The sequence below is a fragment of the Streptomyces chartreusis NRRL 3882 genome (genome assembly GCF_900236475.1).
Classification (GTDB): domain Bacteria; phylum Actinomycetota; class Actinomycetes; order Streptomycetales; family Streptomycetaceae; genus Streptomyces; species Streptomyces chartreusis_D.
Genome location: NZ_LT963352.1, coordinates 6,716,285 through 6,734,398 on the forward strand (window position 1 = coordinate 6,716,285; position 18,114 = coordinate 6,734,398).

The following is an 18,114-nucleotide window of genomic DNA, read 5'->3' on the forward strand; positions in this document are numbered from 1 at the left end:
TCATCCACCGGGGCGGGCCGGTTGTGCGGCTTCCAGAAGTCCGGCGAGTTCCACTAGGTCCGTGCCGGTGAGACGGGGCAGGACGCAGCCGGAGAGCGTGCGGCAGGTCTCCCGCCAGGAGGCCGGGATCGACGCGCCGCCGCCCAGCGCGCCGGTGAGGGCGCCCGCCAGGGCCGGGGCGGAGTCCGCGACGCGGGACAGGCAGGCCGCGGCGGGGACCGCCTCCGCGATGCGGCCGCGGGCCGCTGTGGCCAGGGCCAGGGCGACCGGGACCGTTTCGGCGGCGGCGATGCCGTAGCTGTAGACGTGGTCGACGATCTGGTGTTCCAGGGGCGGGACCAGGGCGAAGGCGCTGTCCGCCTCGGCCGCGAGGTGCAGCGCGTGCCGGGCGTTGCGGCCGATCTCCGTCTCCTCGGGCAGCTCGGCGAGCGCGGCGGTGACGCAGGCGTCGACGTCCGCGCCGGCCAGGGCGAGGGCGAGGGCCGCCGCCATCGCGCGGGCGCCGTGCACGCCGTCGCCGTCCTGGGTGTAACGGGCGTCGAACTCGGCGAGGTCGGCGGCGCGTCGGGCGTCGCCCGGGTGGGCCACGGCCAGGACGCACGCCCGTACGCAGGCGGCGTCGTCGAAGTAGTGGGGGTTGTCGTGGCCGGTGGCGGGCGGGCGCAGGCCGGTGGCGAGGTTGCCGAGGCCGGCGCGGACGGAGATGCGGGCCCGGAGGGGGAGGACGGCGGACTCGATCTCCGGCGCGCGGTCCGCCGCGGCGGCAACTTCGCAGGCGATGGCGTTCCAGGTGAGGTCGATCGCGGCGCGGATGCGGCGTTCTCGGCTGAGGTCGTTCAGGACGGTGTCGTCGCCCGCGCGAAGGAGGGCTTCCGCGGCGAAGGCCGCCCATTCGGCGTCGTCCGAGGGGCCCAGGCGGAGGGGCTCGGGGGGCTGGTTCAGGGCGATGGGGACGGGGAGGGTGGTGGTGGCGTTGTGTTCGGCGAAGGTGTCCAGTTCGCGGGTGAGGCGGCGGGTCCAGTCGGGCATGCGGGCGGCTCGGTGGCGGGCGGCGGGCCAGCCGGCGGCGTCGCCGGCGGCCATGCCGAGCAGGAGGCCTTCGGCCTTTTTGTCTCCCACCCGCGCACCGCTCGTGACTGTCACCCGTGGGGCCCTGGTCTCCCGTGGGGCCGTGGTCTCCCGTGGGGCCCTGGTCTCCCGTGGGGCCGTGGTCTCCCGTGGGGCCGTGGTCTCCGGTGGGGCGTCCCCGCCGTCGGCGGCCGCCGGTTCGCGTGCCGTCATGAAGGGGCCTGTGTTCCGTCGGCCGCCAGGACGAAGTCCCTGGGCACCGGCTCCGGGCCGCTGACCGCCGGTGTCAGCAGGTCCGCCACGTCCAGTACGTGGTAACCCGCCATCGCCGGGAGGCACCGGCCGCGGACCGGGCCGATGGGGGTCCTCCAGGCCTCTGGGATCGCCGAGACGCCCCGCGTGGCCCCCGCCAGGGCGCCCGCCACCGCCGCCGTCGTGTCCGCGTCGCGGCCCATGTTCACCGCCGTCAGGACGGACTGCTCGAAGTCGCCGTCGGCCGCCGCGTACGCGCCGAAGGCGAGGGCGACCGCCTCGGGGGCCAGGTCGGTCCAGGGGTAGCCGCCGATGACGACCGCGGAGCGGACCGCGCGTTCGCCGAGGTGGGCCACCGCCACCGCGCGGCGCAGGCAGCGGGCCGTCCAGGAGTCGTCGGGCACGACCGCGAGGGCGGCGGCCACGACCGCGACCGGCTGCGCGCCCGCCATCGCCGCCGCCACGCCCGCCGCCACCGCCTGCCCGCCGTAGATGCCCTCGCCGTCATGGCTCACCGAGCCGTCGATCGCCACCAGCCGGGCCGCCTCCGCCGGGCTGCCCGCCGCGAACACCCCGAAGGGTGCCGCGCGCATGGCCAGGCCGTCGCTCCAGGCGTGCCGGTGCTGGGCGGAGATGGGGGCGGCCAGGCCCCGGCGCAGGTTCTCCAGCGTGCCGCGCTCGCTGAAGCCGGCGCCTCGGAACGGGCCCTCGTCGCGGTCGGCGATCCACTCGTGCCAGGCCGCCTCCACGTGCGCCGGGGTGAGTGCCGAGCCGTGCCGGGCCAGGAGGAGGCCGGAGAAGATCGCGTACTCGGTGTCGTCCGTGCCGGCCGGGTTCTCGGCGACGTAGCCGGTGATACGGCCCCACCGCGCGCGGATCTCGGAGGGCTTCAGGTTCTCGGCCGGGGCCCCGAGCGCGTCACCGACGGCCAGGCCGAGCAGGGCGCCGCGTGCCCGTTCGCGGAGTTCTGCGGCGTCCCCGGGCGCCGGAACGGAGGGGATGCAGGCGATCGATGCCATACGGGATGTGTCCCACTGCGGCGACCGCCCCGAGCCTCGGGAGCCACAGCATCACCCGGTCGACATCTGTGCAAGATCGTCATCAGGTGAGCACTGAAGGGTAAAACCGCAGGTTAGCCCAGCCTTTCCTTGCTGGCGGCAATGGAATTCACGGCGTACTTTGGGTGTTGTAAAAATCTGGAACGTGTCCAGGGAAACTGGTTCGGCAAGGGGATCGGGGATTTTTCATGGCCATCATCGAGACCGAGGCGGCGCTGCACGAGGCGCACCGGGACAACCACACCCACCGGGACGTGAACGGCGGCTGGCTGCGTCCCGCGGTGTTCGGCGCGATGGACGGCCTCGTCTCCAACCTGGCCCTGATGACCGGTGTCGCGGGCGGCTCGGTCAGCCAGCACACCGTCGTCCTCACCGGACTCGCGGGCCTGGCCGCCGGTGCCTTCTCCATGGCCGCCGGCGAGTACACCTCCGTCGCCTCGCAGCGCGAGCTCGTCGAGGCCGAGCTGGACGTGGAGCGGCGCGAGCTGCGCAAGCACCCGAAGGACGAGGAGGCCGAGCTCGCCGCGCTCTACCGGGCGCGCGGGGTCGAGCCGCGGCTGGCCGACGAGGTCGCCCGGCAGCTGTCGAAGGACCCCGAGCAGGCGCTGGAGATCCACGCCCGGGAAGAACTGGGCATCGACCCCGGCGATCTGCCCTCGCCCACCGTGGCCGCGGTGTCGAGCTTCGGCTCCTTCGCGCTGGGCGCGCTGATCCCCGTACTGCCCTATCTGCTGGGTGCGAGCAGCCTCTGGCCGGCCGTGCTGCTGGCGCTGCTCGGGCTCTTCCTGTGCGGCGCGGTGGTGGCCAAGGTGACGGCACGCACCTGGTGGTACAGCGGGCTGCGGCAGCTGGTGCTGGGAGGTGCGGCGGCCGGTGTGACGTACGCCCTGGGCAGCTTGTTCGGGACGGCCGTAGGATAGCTCGGCTCGGACTTATGCGATGGGCCGCATAAGTAGCCGTTACTCGCTGGTTTCGAATGCGCAACCACCGGGCATGAGCCGTAAGCGCTGCGGGCAACGAGGCCCGTGGGCGCGCTCAGTGTGGTGGGCGAAGACGCCCGTCCCGCACTCGGGTCCGACGGGCATCGATCTCACCCGGTCGTTCCGTACAGGCCCCCCATAGCTTCCACCGTCGGTGCGGTACCCCCGCCGCGAGCCGCCGGTGTCCGCATGTTGGAACGGATTATCCCGGTTCCCGAGAACCGCTCCATCATGTAACCTGCACGAAATTTTGCGATCACGCGAGGGCCAACGTCGTCCCTCGGCACTTGCATATGCCACATGACGACGACGGGAGAGCCGATGCGTACGCCGCGCCAGCCGTCCCAGCACTCCGCGAATGGCCAGAACTGGTCCTTCATGGATGCTCGCCCTGCTGCGCAGGGTATGTACGACCCCCGCAACGAGCACGACGCCTGTGGCGTCGGCTTCGTCGCCACCCTTACCGGCGAGGCGTCCCACACCCTGGTCGAGCAGGCTCTGACCGTCCTGCGCAACCTCGAACACCGCGGTGCCACCGGCTCCGAGCCCGACTCCGGCGACGGCGCCGGCATCCTGTCGCAGGTCCCGGACGCCTTCTTCCGCGACGTGGCCGGATTCGAACTGCCCGCGGCCGGTGCCTACGCCGTCGGCACCGCGTTCCTGCCGGAGGACTCCGCCGCCGACGCCGTCTCGCAGATCGAGACGATCGCGGCCGACGAGGGCCTGACCGTGCTCGGCTGGCGCGAGGTGCCGGTCGCTCCCCAGCTGCTGGGCGCCACCGCCCGGTCGACCATGCCGGTCTTCCGTCAGATCTTCGTCAGCGACGGCGTGTCGGAGGGCATCGCCCTCGACCGCAAGGCCTTCGTGCTGCGCAAGCGCGCCGAGCGCGAGGCCGGCGTGTACTTCCCCTCGCTGTCCGCCCGGACCATCGTCTACAAGGGCATGCTGACCACCGGCCAGCTGGAGCCCTTCTTCCCGGACCTGTCCGACCGCCGCTTCGCCTCCGCGATCGCGCTCGTGCACTCCCGGTTCTCGACGAACACCTTCCCGTCCTGGCCGCTGGCCCACCCGTACCGCTTCGTCGCGCACAACGGTGAGATCAACACCGTCAAGGGCAACCGCAACTGGATGGTCGCCCGCGAGTCGCAGCTCGTCTCCGACCTGTTCGGGTCCGACGAGAAGGCCATCGAGCGGATCTTCCCGGTCTGTACGCCGGACGCCTCCGACTCCGCTTCCTTCGACGAGGTCCTCGAACTCCTGCACCTGGGCGGCCGTTCGCTGCCGCACTCCGTGCTGATGATGATCCCGGAGGCGTGGGAGAACCACGACTCCATGGACCCGGCCCGGCGCGCCTTCTACCAGTTCCACTCGAACCTGATGGAGCCCTGGGACGGCCCGGCCTGTGTCACCTTCACCGACGGCACCCAGGTCGGCGCGGTCCTCGACCGCAACGGCCTGCGCCCCGGCCGCTACTGGGTCACCGACGACGGCCTCGTCGTCCTCGGCTCCGAGGTCGGCGTCCTGGACATCGACCCGGCCAAGGTCGTCCGCAAGGGCCGCCTGCAGCCCGGCCGCATGTTCCTCGTCGACACCGCCGAGCACCGCATCATCGAGGACGACGAGATCAAGGCCCAGCTCGCCGCGGAGAACCCGTACGCGGAGTGGCTGGAGGCCGGCGAGATCGAGCTGGGCGACCTGCCCGAGCGCGAGCACATCGTCCACACCCACGCCTCCGTCACGCGCCGCCAGCAGACCTTCGGTTACACCGAGGAGGAGCTGCGCGTCATCCTCGCGCCGATGGCCAAGGCCGGTGCCGAGCCCATCGGCTCGATGGGCACCGACTCGCCGATCGCCGCGCTGTCGGACCGCCCGCGCCTGCTCTTCGACTACTTCACCCAGCTGTTCGCGCAGGTCACCAACCCGCCGCTGGACGCCATCCGCGAGGAACTGGTCACCTCGCTGCGCTCGTCGCTGGGCCCGCAGGGCAATCTGCTCGAACCGAGCGCGGCCTCCTGCCGCAGCGTCGTGCTGCCCTTCCCGGTCATCGACAACGACGAGCTGGCCAAGCTCATCCACATCAACGCCGACGGCGACATGCCCGGCTTCAAGGCCGCGACCCTGTCCGGCCTGTACCGGGTGCACGGCGGCGGTGACGCGCTGGCCGCGCGGATCGAGGAGATCTGCGCCGAGGCCGACGCCGCGATCGAGAACGGCGCCCGGCTGATCGTCCTGTCGGACCGGCACTCGGACGCCGAGCACGCGCCGATCCCGTCGCTGCTGCTCACCGCGGCCGTCCACCACCACCTCATCCGCACCAAGCAGCGCACCCAGGTGGGCCTGCTGGTCGAGGCCGGCGACGTCCGCGAGGTCCACCACGTCGCCCTGCTCATCGGCTACGGCGCCGCCGCCGTCAACCCGTACCTGGCGATGGAGTCCGTCGAGGACCTGGTCCGCGCCGGCACCTTCCTGCCCGGCGTCGAGCCCGAGAAGGCCATCCGCAACCTCATCTACGCCCTCGGCAAGGGCGTGCTGAAGGTCATGTCCAAGATGGGCATCTCGACCGTCGCCTCCTACCGCGGCGCCCAGGTCTTCGAGGCCGTCGGTCTCGACGAGAACTTCGTCGCGAAGTACTTCAACGGCACGGCCACCAAGATCGGCGGCGTCGGCATCGACGTCATCGCCAAGGAGGTCGCCGCCCGGCACGCCAAGGCCTACCCGGCCTCCGGCATCGCCCCGGCGCACCGCGCGCTCGACATAGGCGGCGAGTACCAGTGGCGCCGCGAGGGCGAGCCGCACCTGTTCGACCCGGAGACGGTCTTCCGCCTCCAGCACTCCACGCGCTCCGGCCGCTACGACATCTTCAAGAAGTACACCGAGCGCGTGAACGAGCAGTCCGAGCGGCTGATGACGCTGCGCGGCCTGTTCGGGTTCAAGTCCGACCGGAAGCCGATCCCGATCGACGAGGTCGAGCCGGTCTCCGAGATCGTCAAGCGCTTCTCCACGGGCGCCATGTCGTACGGCTCCATCTCCCAGGAGGCGCACGAGACCCTCGCCATCGCCATGAACCAGCTGGGCGGCAAGTCCAACACCGGTGAGGGCGGCGAGGACGCGGAGCGCCTGTACGACCCGGCCCGCCGGTCGTCCATCAAGCAGGTCGCGTCCGGCCGCTTCGGTGTGACCTCCGAGTACCTGGTCAACTCCGACGACATCCAGATCAAGATGGCGCAGGGCGCCAAGCCCGGTGAGGGCGGCCAGCTGCCCGGCCACAAGGTCTACCCGTGGGTCGCCAAGACGCGGCACTCGACGCCGGGCGTCGGCCTCATCTCGCCGCCCCCGCACCACGACATCTACTCCATCGAGGACCTGGCCCAGCTGATCCACGACCTGAAGAACGCGAACCCGCAGGCGCGGATTCACGTGAAGCTGGTCTCCGAGGTCGGCGTCGGCACGGTCGCCGCGGGTGTCTCCAAGGCGCACGCGGACGTCGTCCTCATCTCCGGCCACGACGGCGGCACGGGTGCCTCGCCGCTGACCTCGCTGAAGCACGCCGGTGGTCCCTGGGAGCTCGGCCTCGCCGAGACCCAGCAGACGCTGCTGCTCAACGGCCTGCGCGACCGCATCGTCGTGCAGACCGACGGCCAGCTGAAGACCGGCCGCGACGTGGTCATCGCCGCGCTGCTCGGCGCCGAGGAGTTCGGTTTCGCGACCGCGCCGCTCGTCGTCTCCGGCTGCGTCATGATGCGCGTCTGCCACCTGGACACCTGCCCGGTCGGCATCGCCACGCAGAACCCGGTGCTGCGCGAGCGGTACAACGGCAAGGCCGAGTACGTCGTGAACTTCTTCCAGTACATCGCCGAAGAGGTCCGCGAGATCCTCGCCGAGCTGGGCTTCCGCTCCATCGAGGAGGCCGTCGGCCACGCCGAGACCCTCGACGTCACGCGTGCCGTCGACCACTGGAAGGCGCAGGGCCTTGACCTGGCTCCGCTGTTCCACGTGCCCGAGCTGCCCGAGGGCGCGGTCCGCCACCAGCTGATCGCCCAGGACCACGGTCTGGAGAAGGCGCTCGACAACCAGCTGATCAAGCTCGCCGCGGACGCCCTGTCCGCCTCGGACGCCACCGAGGCCCAGCCGGTCCGCGCGCAGGTGCAGATCCGCAACATCAACCGCACGGTCGGCACCATGCTCGGCCACGAGGTGACGAAGAAGTTCGGTGGCGCGGGCCTGCCCGACGACACCATCGACATCACCTTCACCGGTTCCGCCGGCCAGTCCTTCGGCGCCTTCGTGCCGCGCGGTGTCACGCTGCGCCTGGAGGGCGACGCCAACGACTACGTCGGCAAGGGCCTCTCGGGCGGCCGGATCGTGGTCCGCCCGGACCGCGCGGCCGACCACCTCGCCGAGTACAGCGTCATCGCGGGCAACACGATCGGCTACGGCGCGACCGGCGGCGAGATGTTCCTGCGCGGCAAGGTCGGCGAGCGGTTCTGCGTCCGCAACTCCGGTGCGACGGTCGTCTCCGAGGGCGTGGGCGACCACGGCTGCGAGTACATGACCGGTGGTCACGCGGTGGTGCTCGGCGAGACGGGCCGCAACTTCGCGGCCGGTATGTCCGGCGGTATCGCGTACGTCATCGACCTCGACCGCGACAACGTCAACGTCGGCAACCTGGACGCGGTCGAGGCGCTGGACGACACCGACAAGCAGTGGCTGCACGAGGTGGTCCGCCGCCACCAGGAGGAGACGGGCTCGACCGTCGCCGAGAAGCTCCTGGCAGAGTGGGACGACCCCACGGGAGGCGTGGCGCGCTTCAGTAAGATCATCCCCAGCACGTACAAGGCAGTGCTCGCCGCCAAGGACGCCGCCGAGCGAGCCGGTCTCTCCGAGACCGAGACCCACGAGAAGATGATGGAGGCGGCGATCAATGGCTGACCCGAAGGGCTTCCTGAACCACGGGCGCGAGGTCGCCAAGTCCCGCCCCGTCGAGGAGCGCGTCAAGGACTGGAACGAGGTCTACGTCCCCGGCTCCCTGCTGCCGATCATCAGCAAGCAGGCCAGCCGCTGCATGGACTGCGGCATCCCGTTCTGCCACAACGGCTGCCCGCTCGGGAACCTCATCCCCGAGTGGAACGACTACGCCTACCGCGAGGACTGGGCCGCCGCCTCGGAGCGGCTGCACGCCACGAACAACTTCCCGGAGTTCACGGGCCGTCTGTGCCCCGCTCCCTGTGAGTCGGCGTGTGTGCTCGGCATCAACCAGCCGCCGGTCACCATCAAGAACGTCGAGGTCTCGATCATCGACAAGGCGTGGGAGACCGGGGACGTCGCCCCGCAGATCCCGGAGCGCCTGTCCGGCAAGACCGTCGCCGTCATCGGCTCCGGCCCCGCGGGTCTGGCCGCCGCCCAGCAGCTGACCCGGGCCGGTCACACGGTCGCCGTCTACGAGCGCGCGGACCGCATCGGAGGCCTCCTCCGGTACGGCATCCCCGAGTTCAAGATGGAGAAGCGGCACATCAACCGCCGTATCGAGCAGATGCGCGCGGAGGGCACCCGCTTCCGCACGGGCATCGAGATCGGCCGCGACCTGAAGGCGACGGACCTGAAGAAGCGGTACGACGCGGTCGTCCTGGCCGTCGGTGCCACCACGGCCCGTGACCTGTCGGTGCCCGGCCGCGAACTCAAGGGCATCTACCAGGCCATGGAGTACCTGCCGCTGGCCAACAAGGTGCAGGAGGGCGACTTCGTGGCGCCCCCGATCTCGGCCGAGGGCAAGCACGTCGTGGTCATCGGCGGCGGCGACACCGGCGCCGACTGCGTCGGCACGGCCCACCGCCAGGGCGCGGCCTCCGTCACGCAGCTGGAGATCATGCCCCGCCCGAACGACGAGCGGCACCCGGTCAACCAGCCGTGGCCGACCTTCCCGATGCTCTACAAGGTCACCTCGGCCCACGAGGAGGGAGGCGAGCGCGTCTACTCGGTCTCGACGACCCACTTCGAGGGCGACGAGGACGGCAACGTGCAGTGGCTGCACCTCACCGAGGTGGAGTTCATCGACGGCCGGCTGACCCCGAAGCCTGGCACCGAGCGCAAGATCCCCGCCCAGCTGGTCACGCTCGCCATGGGCTTCACCGGCACCGACCGGGAGAACGGCCTGGTCGAGCAGTTCGGCCTGGAGCTCGACGAGCGCGGCAACATCGCCCGCGACGCCGACTTCCAGACCAACGTGCCGGGCGTGTTCGTCGCCGGTGACGCGGGCCGCGGCCAGTCGCTCATCGTGTGGGCGATCGCCGAGGGCCGTTCGGCGGCGCGCGGGGTGGACCGCCACCTCACGGGCGCCAGCGAACTGCCGGCGCCGATCCGGCCGACGGATCGGGCCCTGATGGTCTGACGGCCATCGAAAAGACGTCCCGTACAACGGCGTACGGAACACCGACAGCGCCTGCCCCACAGTCCCCGACCGGACGACCGGGCAGGCGCTGTCGCCTTTCCCCGCTACTTGCCGCCGGGCGCGACCCAGGTGACGATCACCGCGGCGGCGACGCACAGGACACCGACCAGGGCGAGCCAGCGCGCGCACTCCACCAGCAGCCAGATGGTCTTCGTCCGCTTCTTCTCGTACCGCAGCAGCCTGCCCGCCTCCAGCAGGATCTCCTCGCCGGGCCGTCCGTGCACGGCGAGAACGCCCAGCCAGGAAGCGGCGATCAGGGCGAGGAACCCGGCGATCAGCAGCCCGATCACCCACCAGCGCGGGGTGTCCGCCAGCTTGCTCAGGTCCTCCTGGCCCTTCAGCACGAACACGGCCGCGAGCAGGCCGGTGAGCGAGGCGAGGAAGTTGCGGTATCCCTCCGCCTGATGCAGCGCCGCCTGCAACTGTCGCTCCGGGGAAGCCATCTCGCGGCAGCGGCGGTCCGCGTCGCGGAGCTGCTGCGGCGTGGGCGTGAAGGTCATGGCGTCGCCCCGGACTGCCCGGGCGAGGGCGGCGCCGCGATGGTCAGCAGGGCGCCGCACCCCCGCGGCTCGCTCGCGGGGCGGTTCATGTGCAGGGTGCGGCACTGGCACAGGGTGTGGAACGGCTCGGGCCCCGGCTCCTCGCGCCTGCCGAACCAGCCGCCCTTGGCGACCGGGGGCTGCCCGAAGGGCCACGTCCTCGTCATCGGGCAGCTGCAGACTGGGCAGGTCCCGGAGGCTTCGTACTGGGCGTCGTCGCCGTTCCTCCGCACGACCCAGCGGAAGGTGAGGACGGGGGTGTGGACGGCGTCGGGGTCGTACTCGATCGGGGGCGTCACTCGGCGGTGCCTTCCGGGAGAGGGGCTTCGGCGGGGAGGTCGAGGGAGAAGAGGGCCGCGTACCGGGCCAGCCGCTCGCGCACCTCGGTCTCGAACAGGTCCGTCTCCTCCGCGCAGAGCGTGATGTGGTCCTGGGAGACGGCGCCGGTCAGGGCGGGGGCCCGGCCGGTGAGCTGCTCCGTGAGGATGATCAGGTCCTGCCAGTCGGGGACGCGCTCGGCCACCTCGCCCTCGGGCCTGCCGACGGTGACCTCCAGGCCGAGGCAGGCGAAGGGGGCGTAGCGGTCGTACGTCCTGCCGAGGGTCCAGTCGAAACGGCCGGCGGTGCGGACCAGTTCGAGGGGGCCCAGGGTGCAGGACTCGTCGTCGACGCCGAGGAGACCCGGGCTGAAGGCGGCGAGGTCGAACAGGTCCGGTGCGCGGTCCCCCACGGCCGCGAACTCGGGGGTGTCGAGAGCACAGGGGGGCGGCGGGCCGCCGAGCGGGACGAAGCGGGTGAGGTGCTCGATGGAGGCGGCGAGTGTGCGGCGTGTGCCGTACGCGTGGTGCAGCAGTCGCCGGAGCCGGAGGGACGGCGGGAAGCCGTCCGACGGGTGCCGCAGGAGCGCGGTGACGTCCTGGGTGGTCGCTTGCAGGTCCAGGACTTCGGGGGCCGGCTGGGTGACGGCGATGGGAAGGATCTGGTCCTGGCCCGTCAGCCGCCGCACGATGTCGCCGATGGGGCGTCGCTCCGAGGCACTGAGCTGGACGAGGACCGGGGGTGTCACACCCTGCTCGTCCAGCTGCCTGCCGGCCGCCCCGATCGCGTGTCCACGGTTGAGGGGGTGGTCCCAGACCCCCAGTTGCCGCACGGTCTCGTCGATGCGGTCCTCGAAGCCCGGGGCGAGGAGACCGGCCGTGCTCATGCGCCGCAGGACCTTTTCGATCTCGTCGAGGTCGATGTCCGACCGGGGCGACAGGCTCGGGGTGCGGGAGGCCCTGCGGGTGATGACCCTGATGAACTCCCAGGGTGCGATACCGGTGTCACGGCGACGGATCGTAGTGAGTACTTCGGCCGCCAGGGAGGAGGGGATCCAGTCGGCCACCTCGGCGGGCGGCTCGTCGGCGCGAATCCCGGTCACCGGAGTGAGGGCGTTCAGGCGTGCGGCCACTTCACCGGGCGGAGTCTGCAACTCCGCGGCCAGCACGAGCAGGTCGGCCATGCGGAGATCGTCGCCACGCCACCGGGTCACGTCCAGGCGGGCACCGACCGACCGGGCGAACAGGGAACGCTCCATCGCATCGAGTGGGCCGTGCTCGACGGCGGCGGGCGAGGGGTCTTCCCGCAGCGAGAAGCCGAGCGGCTCGAACCGCCGGACCCGAGCCGCCAGGTCGCTGACGGGCACTCCGGGTTCGGCCCGGACGAGAAGATCCACGACGCCCAGCTCACCGGGCCACACATGCCGTTCCTCGTCCAGTTCCTTGCTCACCAGCAGCGCGGCGTCACCTCGGGTGGGGACCTCGGCGGCCAGGTCGGCGTCCAGGGCGGGCGGGGGCGGCAACTCGGGCTGCCAGGTCCGGAGTTCCTCCAGGAGAGCGACGGCCTCCCCGAGGGTCATGCGGTGTCGCGCGGCGATCAGCAGGAGGGGAGCGTACAGGGCGGGCACGTTCCAGGACCCCGCGAGCAGCATGGAGCGCCACATCCCGGACAGCTCCACCAGTTCCGTCGTGGGCCGTGCGGTCCGAAGTGCGCGGATGTCCGTCGTGGGGGGAACCTCCATACCCAGGATCGCGTAGCGGCGGAGGGCCTTGAGCGGCTCTGCCGACGGCGTGTCCGTCAGGTGTGCGGCGCGCAGCACCGTCTCCCATCCGCGCGGGGTGGAGTCCTCCTTCGAAAAGAGGATCGCGTCCATTCCGGACGGGCGGGGGTACCCGGGCGGCAGGAAGGACTTTCCCCCCTGGTGGAGAGCGAGCCGTGCCTTCTGCCACTGTCTGGCGAGCGCGCTCTGGTACTCGCCGAGCAGTCCACGCCAGGGGCCCCGGCTGTTCCCCGCGCTCTCGTCCATGGGCAGGCACCCCACGGTCGCGAGGGGAACCGTACGCGGCAGGGCCCGATCGGGGAGCGCTGTCGTGGGAAAGATGATGGCCATGGTGTCGTCGGGCAGCGAGTCGAGCACTTCGAGGGCGAGTCGGGGCGACCTCGTGGCCAGCGCCCACAGCCACGACAGGAGGACCTCCCGCCACCGCGCGGCGGCCCTCGGCGCGGCTTCCAGCAACTCGGACGTCACCGCCTCCTCGTCGTACGAGATCAGGCTGTTGCGGTCCACACTGGGCTCCGGCCGATGCCGCTCCCGCAGGTTGACGATGTGGCCCCACGACTCCGGCGCGCCCTTGATGACCACTCCGTCCAGCAGCCACCCCCCTTGCCCCTGCACCAGCCAGATGTCGCGGGCGCCCTGGACGGCGTCGCCGTACCAGGGCTTGGGGGTGGGCGGTGTGAGCGCTCCGGGCTCCCAGCGCCGGTGGCGTACGGCCGTCGCGCTGTCGTCCTTGGTGAGTTCCCGTGCCTCCACCTCGAAGTCCGCCACCCACAGGAAGGACTCGAGCGTGTCCACCAGCGAGGGCGGGACGGTGGAGTCCTCGCCCAGATAGAGCCGCACCCGCGTCCCGCCGTCCAGCGCCACATGCGGATCCTCGCCGATCCTCAGCAGCCCGGAGCCCGACTGGATGTCGGCGCGCAGCGGCTCCAGTTGGAGCGTACGGCCGTAGTGGTCCACCGGGCTCGTCCAGACGACGACTTCCTCGGCCAGCATGAAGTAGCTGAACACGCCGATGCCGAAACGGGAGTTGAGGGGCATCTCGCCGAGCTCGGCGCGGCGCCAGTTGCGGCGTTCCTGGACGAACTCGGGGTCCTGCTCGTACCGCTTGCCGGCGCGGGCGAACATCGAGGTCAGCTTGGCGCGGTTCATGCCGGAACCGTTGTCCGTGCACTCGATGTACGGCCTGCCGTCGGCGTCCCAGCCCTGGGTGAACGTGATCCTCGGCTGCCAGTCGGGCTCGGGCCGCCCCTGCGCCGCGCCGTACTGCCGGCGCATGTCGCGGTAGCGGCAGGCGTCCAGGGCGTTCTGGTACAGCTCGCGCACCGCCAGCATGGGATCGCCGTAGAGCTGGGTGCCCATCAGCAGGGGCCGGATCTCGTCCTCGGCCAGCCGGAAGCGCTCCAGGGGCTGCTTGTACCGCTCGGCCACGGGCACGAGCTGGTCGGTGGTGACGCGCTCGGGGAATCCGCGCAGCAGGGCGGGCGGGGTCGTACGGGCCTTCTGGCACTCCTGGTGCAGCAGGCTCACGGTCGCGTTCGTCCGCGCGGCGAGCTCCTCGACGGCCACGTGCAGCGCCGGATGGGGGCAGGCGAACCGGACGGTGAGTTCGTAGGCGCCGTCGTCCTGTTCGCCCAGGGGCGTCACGTCGTAGCCGAAGTCGGCGGACAGGGCGGCCACCACGTCGTCCGGGTCCAGGGGTTCATGGGCGCCGAGATGGTCGACGAGGACGCTCGACATCCGGCGCGGGTCGGCGGCCTGGAGGCCGGCCGTCCACAGCAGACGGGCGAGGTCCGAGGCGCGCCACTGGTTCCCGGGCACCGGCGGGTAGGTGCTCCAGTCGTCGCCGCCGCGCGCGTCGTTGATGCGCGGACTCGTACTCGGGTGGACCGTCAGATGACCGAGGACCTGGCGCACCTGGCCGTCGATGGTGAGCCTGGTCGTCTCCCTGACCGGTGTTCCCGTGGGGTCGGTGGCCGCGTCCAGGATCGCGCTCACCAGCAGGTCGAGGATCGTGTCCACGGCCGCGTAGTCGCCCGTGCGTTCCCACAACAGGTCCCAGTCGGTGATGAAGCGGTGCCGCAGCCAGTGGTCCGCTGCCGCCGTCTGTTCCCTCAGGCCGCGGCGGCGCAGCGTCGCGACCGTGCGCCGGACCTGGGAGTGCGCGCGGGCCACGTCGTGGGCGGCGTCCCGCACCAGGCGGTCGTGGCCCTCGAGGTCGTCGTCCGCCGCGCTCTTGACGTCCATGCCCTCGGGCATCGTCCTGCGCAGCTCTTCCAGCGCGATCGCGACGATGCCCTCCTGCACGACGGGCGCGGCGAGCAGCGCCGCCGTCTCGGCGGGCGAGAGCAGGTCCCGGCCCTCCAGACGGGCCCGCTTGACCAGGATCTCCATCCGATCGACCACCCGGACCGGATACGTGGGGTCGGTCCACGGGTCGTCGCGGTGCGCGCCCTCGGTGGAGAGGGAGTCCACGATGTGCTCGACGAGCTCGCCGAGCCGCTTCTTGACCCGCTCGTGCACGGCCGCGGTGCCCGACGTGTACTGCCACAGGCACGACTGCTCGATCATGGTCGTCCACCGGTACGCCTCCTGCGCGCCCTCGCACAGCACGGGGCCGGGGCCGTCCGCGTTGAGGCCGTGCGGGAAGTAGCGGTCGACGGTGGGCGGCATGACGCCCGCGTCGGACGCGTTCCGGCGTACCGCCGTGCGGGTGTAGCGGACGAGGTCGGCGAAGGTGGTCGGCTGGGTCGTCGGCGCGAGTGCCTTGGCGAGCGCCCGGCCGAACCAACTGCCTTCCTGGGGGTCGGCGTAGGAGCGTTGGCCCCGGCTGCAGCTGTACAGCCAGTACACGTCCTCGGTGGCCGAGAGCACGGTCGTCCTGCTCTGCTCGGCCAGGGGCGTGGGCTCCTCGGTGCGGCACATGTCCAGGCAGACGACCGTCGTCACGCCGGCGGGCAGCCCGTCGAGCAGTCCCTCGGGGTCGGCGGCTATCAGGGTCCGGTCGAGGAGCGACCGGCCGCCGGCCGGGTCCACGCGGCCCGGTTGGACGTCGGCGGGCAGCAGATGGTCCCGCTTGCCCACGGTCGTACCGTGACAGGACACGTAGAGGAACGCCGTGTCGCCGGGGGAGCACTCGTCGAAGAACTCCTGGAGTGCGCCGAGCAGTTCGGGGCCGCCCGGGTCGTGCAGCGGCCGTACCTCGTAGTGCGACTGGCGCAGCGCGCGGCTCACGAGTTCGACGTCCTCGACGGCGCTGTCCAGGGCGGGGAAACGCCGGGCGAGATGCTCGTCCCGCTCCAGCGCGGGGGTCCGCCCCACCCCGACGACCAACGCCCGCCGTCTGCCCGCTCCAGCGGCCTCGGTCTGTCCCGCTTCCACTCGTCCCCCTCACGCTTTTCACGAGTAGGACATCATCGCAGAGCGTGGGGGTCGTGGTGCCGTACTCTCAGGTCCCGTCCGGTGACCGACAGCCGGTACCGAGGGGGGAGTCCGGATGGCCGCGATCAGTCTCAGCAAGGTGGAGGAGACCGCTCCCGCGCTGGCCGGCCTGTACAAGAGCGCCGGGGTGTCGCTCCGCAAGCACGGCCTCGACGGGCTGCGGGCCGCGGTCTATCTCGTGGTCGACTATTCCGGATCGATGAGGCCGTACTACAAGGACGGCAGTGTGCAGGCGCTGGCCGACCGGGTGCTCGGGCTGTCGGCGCATCTCGACGACGACGGCACGGTGCCGGTGGTGTTCTTCTCCACGGACGTCGACGCCGAGACCGAGATCGCCCTGGCCGGCCACCAGGGACGGATCGAGCGGATCGTGGCCGGGCTCGGGCACATGGGCAAGACCGGCTACCACCTGGCGATGGACGCCGTCATCGACCACTACCTCGACAGCGGGGCCACCGAGCCGGCCCTCGTGGTCTTCCAGACCGACGGCGGGCCCACCAGCAAGCTCGCCGCGGAACGGTATCTGTGCAAGGCGGCGAAGCTGCCGCTGTTCTGGCAGTTCATCGGCTTCGGCGACCCGGGCAGCAAGCAGTTCGACTTCCTGCGCAAGCTCGACGAGCTGGCCGTGCCGGGCAAGCGGGTCGTCGACAACGCCGGGTTCTTCCACGCGGGCGAGGACCCGCGGAAGGTGCCGGACGCCGAGCTGTACGACCGGCTGGTGGGCGAGTTCCCGAAGTGGCTGGTGGCCGCGCGGGCGCAGGGGATCGTGCGGCCGGCCTGACCCCGCCCGAGTGGCCCGCTCGCCCCCGGCCTGACCCGCCCGCCCCTTGGGCCAGCCGCCCACAGGCGCCGTCGCCCGGCCTCAGCCGTTCTCGTCCGGCCGCACCTGGATGTGGTCCTCCTCCAGCTCCAGCAGCACCCGGTCCCGCATGCCCAGGGCCGCCGTGTACTCGGCCGGCAGTTGGAGGCGGCCCGCGCGGTCGAGCATCGTACTCGCGGGCCGTCACCGACTCCTGGCCCGCCTCGTCGACCTCCGTGCGGCGCAGTACCTCCGTCGAGGTGCGGCCGTCGCGGATCGCGACCGTGCGGCGGACCGCCTCGGTCGTCGATCCGCGCCTCCGCCCCCGTCCCCAGCAGCGCGGCCCGGTCCCGGGCGTCCGCCACGCCCGTCAGCACGGACCCCCCGAAAGCGGCCGTCGTCAGGGCCGTCAGCAGGGCGAGCAACGGCAGCGTGGCGACCGCCGCCGGTGAGCGGCCCGCGCGGGCCCAGGAACCCGACCACGCCGCGCAGCCGCCCGGCCGGCCGGCGGCCCACCGCAGGGGCAGCGGGTACAGCCGTACGAGGACCAGCGCGGCGACCAGCCCGACGAGCACCGGGGCGGCGCTCACCAGCAGATCGCCCGCCCCGTCCGTACCACGGCGGCGCAGCGTCACCACCGAGCCGACGGCCAGCACCAGCAAGGTCAGTTCGGCGACCGTGCGGCGCCCGCCGCGCCTGGCGTGGGCGAGGTCGTCACGCTCCTGGTGCGCCCGCGGCCTACGATGCGCCACGACCGCGCGCACCGGTAGCGCGGCACAGGCCAGCAGCGCCACGGCGCCCGCCCCGAACATGGCGGGCAGCGGCCGGGCCCCGTCCACGACGAGCACGGCGAGCAGCAGACCGCAGGCCGCCGCGGGCACCGCCGGCACCACGGTCTCGGCCAGCAGCCGCCCGGCGATGCCGCCCAGGGAGCCGCCCCGGGCCCGCAGCAGGGCGAGTTCGGCGTCCCGGCGGGCGGCGGCCACACCGACGCTCATGACCAGCACGACGACGGCGATCGCGGCGATCCCGCTGTGGGCCTCGCCGGCCACGAGACGCAGCGGCCCGCCGAGCTCTCCGGCGGGCAGCAGCAGCGGGTCGCCATCGCCCGGGCCCTCGCCAACCGCCCGGCCCTGCTGCTCGCCGACGATCCGACCGGCCAGCTCGACGCCGCCACCGGCCTGGCGGTGATGGAGCTGCTGCGGGCCGTGGTCCGCAGCGAAGGCGTCACGGCCCTCATCGCCACCCACGACCCCCAACTCCTCGGCCTGGCCGACAGGGTGCTGGAACTGAGTGACGGAGTGGTCGCCGAGGACAAGGCGGGGATCGTGCGCGATCCCGGCAGCCGCTGAGCCGCCCGCTAGCTCCCTTGGCCCAGCCGCCCATACGCCCCGTTTGCGTGGCCGCGCTGCCGTGCCACGCTGGGAAGGATCCCAC

9 protein-coding genes and 3 pseudogenes are annotated in these 18,114 nt (G+C 72.0%); 5 read left to right on the top strand and 7 right to left on the bottom strand.

From position 1 onward, the window contains the following. Complete coding sequence (locus tag SCNRRL3882_RS30365; protein WP_050810233.1) at window positions 1-1,083, bottom strand: ADP-ribosylglycohydrolase family protein; 1,083 nt, start codon at window positions 1,081-1,083, stop codon at window positions 1-3. A 194-nt stretch (window positions 1,084-1,277) separates the two neighbouring features. Next, on the bottom strand, window positions 1,278-2,339 hold the full coding sequence (locus SCNRRL3882_RS30370; RefSeq protein ID WP_010039458.1) for an ADP-ribosylglycohydrolase family protein: 1,062 nt from the start codon (window positions 2,337-2,339) through the stop codon (window positions 1,278-1,280). A gap of 227 nt (window positions 2,340-2,566) precedes the next feature. Between SCNRRL3882_RS30370 and SCNRRL3882_RS30375 the strand changes: the two genes are divergently transcribed. The 3 genes from SCNRRL3882_RS30375 to SCNRRL3882_RS30385 all read left to right on the top strand — a co-directional run bounded on the left by SCNRRL3882_RS30375 (window position 2,567) and on the right by SCNRRL3882_RS30385 (window position 9,743). Next, a complete protein-coding gene (locus SCNRRL3882_RS30375; RefSeq protein WP_010039460.1) occupies window positions 2,567-3,298 on the top strand; it encodes a VIT1/CCC1 transporter family protein in 732 nt (243 codons plus the stop codon). Window positions 3,299-3,679: 381 nt separating this feature from the next. Further along, on the top strand, window positions 3,680-8,287 hold the full coding sequence (gene gltB / locus SCNRRL3882_RS30380; protein ID WP_078602821.1) for a glutamate synthase large subunit: 4,608 nt from the start codon (window positions 3,680-3,682) through the stop codon (window positions 8,285-8,287). Continuing rightward, window positions 8,280-9,743, top strand: coding sequence for a glutamate synthase subunit beta (locus tag SCNRRL3882_RS30385; protein WP_010039464.1), 1,464 nt, complete (start codon window positions 8,280-8,282; stop codon window positions 9,741-9,743). Before gltB ends, SCNRRL3882_RS30385 begins: the two co-directional genes overlap by 8 nt. Before the next feature lie 104 nt (window positions 9,744-9,847). Here the strand turns inward: SCNRRL3882_RS30385 and SCNRRL3882_RS30390 are convergent, their stop codons facing one another. Genes SCNRRL3882_RS30390 through SCNRRL3882_RS30400 form a run of 3 tightly spaced genes read right to left on the bottom strand, consistent with a single transcriptional unit; the run spans window position 9,848 to window position 15,818 of the window. Further along, window positions 9,848-10,303, bottom strand: coding sequence for a hypothetical protein (locus SCNRRL3882_RS30390; RefSeq protein WP_010039466.1), 456 nt, complete (start codon window positions 10,301-10,303; stop codon window positions 9,848-9,850). Next, window positions 10,300-10,641, bottom strand: coding sequence for a hypothetical protein (locus SCNRRL3882_RS30395; protein ID WP_010039468.1), 342 nt, complete (start codon window positions 10,639-10,641; stop codon window positions 10,300-10,302). Before SCNRRL3882_RS30395 ends, SCNRRL3882_RS30390 begins: the two co-directional genes overlap by 4 nt. Then, complete coding sequence (locus SCNRRL3882_RS30400) at window positions 10,638-15,818, bottom strand: caspase family protein (protein ID WP_102514881.1); 5,181 nt, start codon at window positions 15,816-15,818, stop codon at window positions 10,638-10,640. Before SCNRRL3882_RS30400 ends, SCNRRL3882_RS30395 begins: the two co-directional genes overlap by 4 nt. A 115-nt stretch (window positions 15,819-15,933) precedes the next feature. Between SCNRRL3882_RS30400 and SCNRRL3882_RS30405 the strand changes: the two genes are divergently transcribed. Then, window positions 15,934-16,659 carry a vWA domain-containing protein gene (locus tag SCNRRL3882_RS30405; RefSeq protein WP_010039473.1) on the top strand — a complete coding sequence of 242 codons (726 nt, stop codon included), beginning with the start codon at window positions 15,934-15,936 and terminating at the stop codon, window positions 16,657-16,659. Between the two features lie 81 nt (window positions 16,660-16,740). On the opposite strand, the pseudogene SCNRRL3882_RS30410 reads toward SCNRRL3882_RS30405, so the two are convergent. Both SCNRRL3882_RS30410 and SCNRRL3882_RS42670 read right to left on the bottom strand, forming a co-directional pair. Further along, window positions 16,741-16,972, bottom strand: a pseudogene (locus SCNRRL3882_RS30410) (ABC transporter ATP-binding protein); the annotation flags it as partial. Between the two features lies 1 nt (window position 16,973). Further along, window positions 16,974-17,744 (bottom strand): annotated as a pseudogene (locus SCNRRL3882_RS42670) (ABC transporter permease); the annotation flags it as partial. On the opposite strand from SCNRRL3882_RS42670, the pseudogene SCNRRL3882_RS30420 reads away from it, so the two are divergent. Next, window positions 17,712-18,029, top strand: a pseudogene (locus tag SCNRRL3882_RS30420) (ATP-binding cassette domain-containing protein); the annotation flags it as partial. The pseudogenes SCNRRL3882_RS42670 and SCNRRL3882_RS30420 sit on opposite strands and share 33 nt — an antisense overlap. Window positions 18,030-18,114 lie beyond the last annotated feature (85 nt).